General features: G+C 62.9%; 7 protein-coding genes. 1 reads left to right on the top strand and 6 read right to left on the bottom strand.

Translation table 11 applies throughout. The features are described 5' to 3' along the window. On the bottom strand, nt 1-566 hold a 566-nt coding region (locus KDH09_12475), incomplete at its 3' end, for a CHAD domain-containing protein (GenBank protein MCB0220506.1). Nucleotides 567-664: 98 nt separating this feature from the next. Here KDH09_12475 and pap point away from each other — a divergent pair. Then, nucleotides 665-2,218, top strand: coding sequence for a polyphosphate:AMP phosphotransferase (gene pap, locus KDH09_12470; GenBank protein ID MCB0220505.1), 1,554 nt, complete (start codon nt 665-667; stop codon nt 2,216-2,218). Here pap and KDH09_12465 read toward each other — a convergent pair. From KDH09_12465 to KDH09_12445, 5 genes are all read right to left on the bottom strand, one after another. Next, a complete protein-coding gene (locus KDH09_12465) occupies nt 2,215-3,300 on the bottom strand; it encodes an HlyC/CorC family transporter (GenBank protein MCB0220504.1) in 1,086 nt (361 codons plus the stop codon). The two genes, pap and KDH09_12465, sit on opposite strands and share 4 nt — an antisense overlap. Before the next feature lie 142 nt (nt 3,301-3,442). After that, nucleotides 3,443-3,868, bottom strand: a complete 426-nt coding sequence (locus KDH09_12460; protein MCB0220503.1) for a hypothetical protein — start codon at nt 3,866-3,868, stop codon at nt 3,443-3,445. 103 nt (nt 3,869-3,971) lie between these two features. After that, a complete protein-coding gene (locus tag KDH09_12455) occupies nt 3,972-5,372 on the bottom strand; it encodes a hypothetical protein (protein ID MCB0220502.1) in 1,401 nt (466 codons plus the stop codon). Nucleotides 5,373-5,716: 344 nt separating this feature from the next. Beyond that, nucleotides 5,717-7,402 carry a sulfate permease gene (gene sulP, locus KDH09_12450; GenBank protein MCB0220501.1) on the bottom strand — a complete coding sequence of 562 codons (1,686 nt, stop codon included), beginning with the start codon at nt 7,400-7,402 and terminating at the stop codon, nt 5,717-5,719. Nucleotides 7,403-7,417: 15 nt separating this feature from the next. Next, nucleotides 7,418-8,286, bottom strand: an 869-nt coding sequence (locus KDH09_12445; protein ID MCB0220500.1) for an MBL fold metallo-hydrolase, incomplete at its 5' end; no start/stop codon positions are given.

The following is an 8,286-nucleotide window of genomic DNA, read 5'->3' as shown; positions in this document are numbered from 1 at the left end:
TCGTGGTAGCGCTCCTCGTCGCGTTCGAAGGCGGCTTTGGTATCGAGCGACTCGATCTCTTCGAGCCGCCGCTGCGCGAGTTCTTCAAATGCGAGGACGTTTCCGGCCAATTTCGTCAGCCGCTGCGGAAACTTTTCCGTCCATTTCTCCCAGCGTTTTTCATCGAAGACCTCGATCACCTGGCGTGCAAGCGCGCGCAGCTCGCGTTCTCGCTTCTGCAGGTGGCCCTGCAGCCGCGTGGCGAGGATGTCCTCGCCGGTGCTCAGGTGCTGGAGCCACAGGAGCTGCACCTGCGTGTCACGCAGCTCGCCAAGGGCCTGAAAGATCTCCCGGGCAGCTCGGTTGAGCTTCTGCCAGCCCGGATCGTCGTCGATCTCCCGGATGGTTTGCACCATCGCCCGGCAACGCCGAAGCGCCACGCGCAGGTCGTGGACGGTCGCCTCGTCCAGGTCCTCCAGCGCTGCCGCACGCAGGCGCGAGGCCTCCTGCATCCAGTGCCGCAGACCGCTTTTCTTCCGCTTGGCCACGGGAATTTCCTCCACCACAATGGAACTGATTTCCGTCATGGCGCGCAAGTGGAATTCCGCGCAGATTGGACGGATCAGGCCAGCACAGGCGATTTTGCCTGTTGGCGCAAGCCCGATTTGCCCGGGAGAATGCCGCAATGCTCGAACTTGTCGACCTGAAAGCCAACATCACCAAGGAAAGCTACCAGGAGCTTCTGCCCCAGCTCGAGCTGGAGGTCCGGCGCCTGCAGTGGGCCGCGCGCGAGGCGAAGATCCCGATTGTCATCGTGCTCTCGGGCTGGCAGGCGGCCGGCATGGACGATGCGGTCTCGAAATTCGGCGACGCCCTCGACCCGCGGCACATCGAGACCCACGCCATTTTCAATCCCTCGCCCGAGGAAGCCTTCTACCCTTTCCTCTGGCGCTTCTGGAACAAACTGCCGCGCCGCGGGGAAATCGCCATCTTCGACCAGTCCTGGTACCGATCCTGCCTCAACGCGCGGGTCGAACCCGACGATCTGCGAGAGGACGTGCGACAGCGCTACCGGCAGATCAATGAATTCGAGCGCCAGCTCGCCGACGACGGCACGCTGATTCTCAAGTATTTCCTGCACATCAGCGAGAGTGAGCAGAAAAAGCGCTTCAAGGAATTCGAGAAGGACGAGTTCGAACAGTGGCGCATCACCAAGGAGCACTGGAAACGCCATCACCGCTACGAAGAATACCTCGAAGCTATCGAGGAGATGCTCGAGGAAACCTCCACCGCACCGGCACCCTGGAACATCGTGCCCTCCAACAAGCGCTTTTTCCGGCGGGTGAAGATTTTCGAGATCTTCATCCAGGAAGTGCGCGACGCGCTGGAACGCGAGAGAGTACGCCAGCACAACATCAAGCACGCCCCGGCCAAGCGCACGCAGGAGAGCAGACTGCTCGCGCAGGTGCCGACCATTCTCGACCGCGCCGATCTGACCCTCACCCTGGACGAAGAGGAATACGAGCAGCGTCTGCGCAGCGCCCAGGTAGAGCTGCGCCACAACCTCAACGCCTGTTACGAGTACCGCATCCCCATCGTCACCGCATTTGAGGGCTGGGACGCCGCCGGCAAGGGCGGCACCATCAAGCGCCTGCTGCGCAGCCTCGACCCGCGCTCCTACCGCGTGACCGCCGTGGCCGCGCCCACCGACGAGGAGAAGGCTCACCACTACCTCTGGCGATTCTGGCGCCGCATTCCCAAAGCCGGACACCTGGAGCTCTTCGATCGCTCCTGGTACGGGCGCCTGCTGGTAGAGCGCGTGGAGGGTTTCTGCACCGAGGAAGAGTGGAAGCGCTCATTCCGCGAGATCAACGAGTTCGAGCACCAGCTCGCCGACTTCGGAACGGTCATCGTGAAATACTGGATTCACGTTTCGAAAGAGGAACAGCTTCGCCGCTTCAAGGAACGCGAGAAGGACCCGCTCAAGGAGTACAAGCTCACCGACGAGGACTGGCGCAATCGCAAGAAGTGGGAACTCTACAAGGAAGCCGTCTCCGACATGCTCGAGCGCACGTCCACGACCTATGCGCCCTGGACCATCGTCGAGAACGAACACAAGTACTGGGGCCGCGTAAAGGTCATCGAGACCCTCAACGAGGCCATCGGAGTAGAGCTCAAGCGCCGGGAAAAGGCGGCAAAGAAGGCTGAGAAGGAAGAAAAGAAAAAGAAGAAGGATTAGTCTTCGCCGGGCACATCGCCCTTTTCGGGGGAGGACTCATTGACCACCACGCCCATGCGCTCGGCGCGTTCCTGCCACTTCTTGCGCGCAAGGGCCTGCATGTCCTGCACCTCATCGATTTCGTCGACGATCTCCATGCCCAGCAGGGTCTCCACGATGTCTTCCATCGTGACGACGCCGGAGGTTTCCCCATACTCGCCGGCCAGCAGCACCAGGTGCTCGCCCTTGCGGATCATCTGATCGAACAGATCGGTCACGCGGGTCATTTCCGGCACAACGCGCATGGGACGCTTTAGGGTTTCCAGCGGCGTGTCACGGCTGCCGCGTGCGAGTTCCAGCAGCATGTCGTGCTTGAGCACGAAGCCCGTGATGTTGTCGAGCGTGTCGCGGTAGATCGGAATGCGTGAGAAGCGCAGCTTCGATTCGTCCTCGAGCGCCTCCCCCACGGTCGTTCCCTCGGGAAAGGCAAAGACCACCGTGCGCGGCGTCATGATGTCGATCGCCCGAAGCGATCCAAATCGCAGCAGGTTGGTCAGGACGTTTGATTCCTTGGTGTCGAAAAGCCCCGCTTTTACCAGCGAGTCGGCCAGCGCGGAGAATTCCTCGCGATTGAGCACGGGCCCGGTCTTGCCCTTGGAAATCATGCTGGAAATACCGCGGGCCAGCCACACAAACGGTGTGGTCAGCGCAATCATCGGCGGCAGGACGCGCGCCACAAGCGGCCCCAGCGGCTTCCAATAGACGGCACCCAGGGTCTTGGGAATGATTTCCGAGCCCACGAGAATTGCAAACGTCAGCGCCGCCGAAACGATTGCCACCGAGCCCTCACCAAAAAGATGAAGCGCCTGCGCACCCGCGCCCGAGGCGCCCACCGTGTTGGCAATTGTGTTGAGTGTCAGAATCGCGGCCAGCGGGCGGTCGATGTCTTCCTTGAGCGCGCGCAGCTTCGCGCCGGCTGCGTTCCCCCGGTTTTCCAGCGTCGCAATGTAGGAGGGCGTCAGGCTGAGAAGCACCGCCTCCAGAATTGAACAGAGGAACGATACGACCAATGCCGCGCCAATGTAGGTAAGCAGAAGACCCATTCGCTGTTGAGGCCCGCCCGGCTCCCTCAGGCTCGGGGGCGCACTGCTGCGAACTTAGCATCGAACGGAGGTTTTGCGGAATGACAATTCTTTGGAGGGTTTGTGCCCGAAAACGGGCTTGCGGGTCGGGTGGCCCCGCAGGTCAGCTTTCGCTGCTGTGCTTTTCGCGGACTTCGATTTCGTGGAGCTTGCGGATCAGGGTCGAGCGGGCGACCCCCAATGCGGCGGCGGCTTTCGTGCGGTTGCCGTTGCATAGCTCCACCACGCGGCGGATGTGCGTGGCTTCGGCATCGGCCAGGGAAAGCGAAATCGGCCGCACCCTGGCCCCGGGATCGCTGGCATTCTCTCCCGCGGGGCTGTGTTCGGTGATCTCGACGATGTTTGTCGCAATCTCCCCGTCCGAGCCCATGATCGCATCGCTGCGCAGGCTGCTATCGCGCGAGACCTGAAAGCCGCCGGCCTCCAGCACGGCAATCAGCCGCCCGATCAGTGTCTCCCCGCCGGGGAAGAGCGCCAGTCGCAGGCGCTCGCGCTTGTCGCTTTGGCCCCCCCGGCGGATGCTATTCAATTTCAAGATACCCATTGGTTATTACGACCGTGTTTGCCTGAAGTAGCTTCATTATGAGTTTCCTCCTGTCGGGCTAGCAATCAATATTGGCCCGAACGGGCCATTAAGTGTTCTCTGAAAGAGAACACTCCAGAAGCTGCGTGAGCACCACGCCGTCCTGCGCCCAGTCCATCTCCAGCAGGGACTGGAGCACCTCCGGCGCAAGCGTCGCATCCAGATTTCTTTCGATGTTCTTGTTTCGCAGCAATCGTTCAAGCCAGGCGCGGATGTCTTCTTCCCGGTCGAGTTGCTCGGACAGGCGCAGCATTCGCGCGCCTTGCCCGAGTTCCCTGCAGAGTTCAAGCAGGGCACCTCCGGGTTTCTGGCTCTCGTAAGCGAGAATCACGACTTTTTTCCCTCCGGCGATCAACGCTGCCAATTCCACCACTGCCGGCTCGGGAATCACTGTGAGATGCCTCACAGACACGACTACCACGTCGCGATCCACCGCGCGCGCCAGATGTGGCCGCCACTGTTCACGAGGCGGCGCCTCGTCACTTTCGCAAGTAATTTCGAGCACCTTGCTCCCGCGCAGCGCGGTGGAGCATGTAATGCATCCCTCGCCCCACATCCCCGGCGGCAAAGAAGCCACGATCAATTTTTTGTCGGTCAGCGCCACCTCGAACAGTTCCCGCTCGGCCGCCGCTGCCTGCGACGCGGCGGGCCAGCAGGCGCCGATCTGATCGGAGGAGGCCTGCCGCAGGCTGGAATGAATGAGCTCATCGGCGTGCAGCCCTCTGGCATGGGCCTCGATGCGTTCCAGACGTCGCTGGTCATCGGGGGAATAAATTCTGTGCAGACCCGCCGGCGCAACCCACAGGCGCGCTTCATCCCGATGCCCGGTGTCCGGAGCCCTGACAAATCGTACAGGCGCGCGCAGAAGCTTCGATAGATCCCGCGTGAGCTCTGCGCTGGAATGGTATCCGCTTATCCCGGCCTCCAGTTGACGGAACTCCGAGACGAAGCGCGAACGCTCATTGGGCAGCACTCGCCCGATCCAGCCCCACAGGTCCGGCAAGGATTTCGCGCGAAAGACGACGACAACAACGAGAAAGGGAATGACCGAGAGCGCCGGAACGATCATCATCACCCGGTGCATTTGCAGAACGTAGCCGAGAATGCCCATCGCAATCGTTTCGAGCGAAAGGCAGGAAAGCAGGATCACGCTCACCCACAGGATGCGGTTGCACTCATCCCAGGGCATCTTGCCGCGATTGCGCCAGACCCAGCGCACGAACAGCGGAAGCCCGATCAGCCAGGCGATCCACACCACCGCTTCCCAGGGACCGTAGTGCCAGATCGGCGCGCCGTTCACGCGCTCCATCGAACGGATTCCCAGCGGCGTCATGGCGGGTGCATGCACAAAAATCGAAAAGGCGATGATTTTCAGGACCGTGCGCCGCGGCGTCGGCCGGGCGGTAATCAGGCTGCGGAAGAGCACTACCAGCCCGGGCAGACCGACCATCACCCCGCCGAAGATTCCCCGCGAGGCCTGGAGCGCGCAATGGTCGGTCGGGCAGACGACCACCAGCCCATAGCCGCCGGCCCAGATGAGCATGCCGATACCCAGTGCAAGCAAACTCCAGCGTTGCTCGGGGTCATCGAGCTCCCAGGCGATGATCACCATCGCCAACAGGCAAATCCCGGCTGTAAAAAGGTAGGTCATGGATTGCGCCCAACCAGTGCTCCGTCAGGGAAAAGTTAGCACATCGCCGAGCAGCGTGATTCGAAAAATCAAAGGCACCGGGTCCGTTCATTAACGCGCTTGGGACCCGGCGCCGGCTGCCGGAGAAGTGCTCCTGGCCCGGATTATGTTTTTTCGATGGCGTCGATCGCCTGCTGCACGGTGAAGGGGAAGTGGCTCTCTCCCAGCCGGTCCCAGAGGCCGGTGGTATGCAGCACGTCGCGCACAGGCCCCTTTGCGCCAGCCAGATACAGGGCGATGTTTTCGGCCGCTAGCTGGTCGATGATTTCCTCGAGCGCCAGCGCCGCCGAGGAGTCGAGGTCGTTGATGCTGCTGGCATCGATGACCAGCGCATGCAGGCTCTCGCATTCGGCCAGCACGAGATCGTTTACGAGGTCCTTGAGATACTCCACGTTGGCAAAGTAGAAGGCCGCGTCCACGCGAATGATGAGAACGCCGGGGATCTCGCGCGCTTCGGGAAAACGCTTGAGGTTGCGGTAGACATCGCTTCCCGGAAGCCGCCCAAGCACGGCAGTGTGCGGGCGCGTGGTGCGGAAGATGAACAGCGCCAACGAGGCGCCGATCCCCAGCACGATGCCCTGCTGGATTCCCAGCAACAACGTCGCCAGCAGAGTGAGCAGCAACAGGCCGGCATCAATTTTCTTGATCCGCCACAGGCGTGCGATCTCTTTGAGATCCACGAGCCCCGCCACGGCCACGATCACGATGGCACCCAGCACCGCACGCGGCAGGTAGTAAAAGAGCGGCGTGAGCAGCAGCAGCGAGAGCGCCACCAGCGCCGCCGCAACGAGCGAGGCGAGCTGCGTTCGCGCGCCCGCCTGCGCGTTGACCGCTGTGCGCCCCAGCCCGCCGCTCACCGGGTAGGCCCCGAAGAACGAGCCCGCGATGTTGGCGAGCCCCAGCGCGGCGAATTCCTGGTTGGGGGCGATGGCGTATTTGTTCTTGCGGGCAAAGGCCTTGCCCACGGAGATGGCTTCCATGAAACCGATCAGGGCAACGAGCAGTGCGCTGGGCAGCAGCTCGCGCGCGTAGCCGAGATCGAACACAGGCGCGCCCGGCGCGGGAAGCCCGCGCGGGATTTCGCCGACAATGGCCACGCCCGCGTCGGCAAGTCCCAGCCCCCACACGGCGAGCGTGCCGGTCGCGACGGCCACCAGCGGCGCGGGAAATGCGGGCTTCCACTTTTTGAGCGCGACGAGCAACACAATGGCAGCAACGCCGATCAGCGCCGTTGCCCCATGTGCTTCGCCAAGGCGGCTTGCCGCCTCCAGCGCCAGCGTGTGGAAGCGCGCGCTGCGCGGCAGGTCAATGCCCAGCAGGTGCTTGAGCTGGCTCAGGCCGATCACCAGCGCGGCGGCACTGGTAAAGCCGCTGATCACCGGGTTCGAGAGGAAGTTCACGATGAAGCCAAGGCGCGCGGCGCCCATGATGAGCTCGATCACGCCCACCATGAGCGCGAGCATCACCGCGAGCTGCACATACAGCGCGATGCCGCCGCCCGCGCCCTGAACGATCGGTGCAATGGCCGCGGCAACCAGGAGCGAATCGAGGGCCACTGGACCCACGGCAAGCTGGCGCGAGCTGCCAAAGAGCGCATAGATCACGAGCGGCGCCACCGAGGCATAAAGCCCCACGATGGGCGGCAGCCCCGCCAGCATGGCGTAGGCCATGGACTGCGGGACGAGCATGACGGCAACCGTCAGCCCGGCCGAAAGATCCCCGCGCAGGTCGGCCCGGCGATACTCGCGAAGCCAGCCCGCGGCGGGGACGATTCTTGCCAGAGCGCTCATGGATTGCGGGAATTCCTAGTTCGCATCGGGCGCGCTCACACTCTCGGCGGGAAAGCCCTGGTCGTCCCAACGAATCATGCCGCCGGCCATGGAGGCGACGCGCACGAAGTTCATTTTCTCCAGCGTATCTGCCGCGCTGAGCGAACGCTTGCCCGAGCGGCAGATCGTGACGACCGGCATCTCGCGATCCCAGTCCTTCGCGGCGGCTTCAAGCGTTTCCAGCGGGACGTTCTCCGCCCCGGGGATGTGACCGAGCTCGCCGGTGTATTCATCGGGACCGCGCACATCGATGAGGCGCACTTCCTCGCCGTGATCCTTCACCCAGGCGGCCTGCACCTCTGCAAGCCCCTCGGGCGTTCGGCTAAGCGGAGCCCATGCCTTCTCCAGCGGCTCGCCCGTGACCGGCGCGGGAAGACCACAACGCAGGTTCTCGGGGACCGATTCCTGAATCTTTTTGGGCTGCGCGAGTTTGAGATTCTTCATGATCTCCACGAAGTCGTCCTCGCTCTTGTCCAGCCCCAGGCGCGCGTTGAACTTTTTTTCCTCGCCAACCGTCGTGACCGTGCGGCCCTTGTAGTCGTGCCCGGGGTAGAGCTTCGTCTCATCGGGCAGCGTGAATATCTTCTCGCGCACCGAGTGGTAGAGCTTGCGTGAATTGCCCTGCTGGAAGTCGGTGCGGCCCGAGCCGCGGATGAGCAGCGCGTCGCCGGTAAAGGCCATGGACTTGTCACCGGTCACATAGGTCACGCAGCCGTTGGTGTGACCGGGTGTCGAGCGCACCTCGATCGTGCAGGCGCCGAACTTCACGGTGTCGCCTTCGTCGACGGGGACATCGGCGCAGGGCGCGCCGCCATGTTTGCTCACAACGGTCTTTGCGCCAAGGC

This window comes from Chrysiogenia bacterium (assembly GCA_020434085.1).
Lineage (GTDB): Bacteria > JAGRBM01 > JAGRBM01 > JAGRBM01 > JAGRBM01 > JAGRBM01.
Note: the sequence above shows the minus strand (reverse complement) of the source record. Positions and strands in the feature narration are given on the sequence as shown.